Genomic DNA, 209 nt, shown 5'->3' with positions numbered 1-209 from the left:
CGGCACCCCGCCCGCGGGCGGCTCCGGCCGGGTCCTGGACGTCTCCGCCCACCCGGACGTCGTGTCCCTGTGCCTGGCCTCGGACGTCCTGGTCACCGACTTCTCCCCGCTGATGTTCGACTACGCGGGCCTGGACCGGCCGATCGTCCTGTGCGCCGACGACTGGGAGGCGTACGAGGCGGCCCGCGGCACCTACGTCGACGTGCGGG

At 74.6% G+C, this 209-nt stretch carries 1 protein-coding gene; it reads left to right on the top strand.

What is annotated here, in order from left to right; genetic code table 11:
- Positions 1-209, top strand: a 209-nt coding sequence (locus B7L92_RS43400; protein WP_438364062.1) for a CDP-glycerol glycerophosphotransferase family protein, incomplete at both ends; no start/stop codon positions are given.

Origin of the sequence: Streptomyces viridosporus, from assembly GCF_002078235.1 — a bacterium.
Lineage (GTDB): Bacteria > Actinomycetota > Actinomycetes > Streptomycetales > Streptomycetaceae > Streptomyces > Streptomyces viridosporus.
This window is presented reverse-complemented; position numbering and strand designations above follow the sequence as displayed.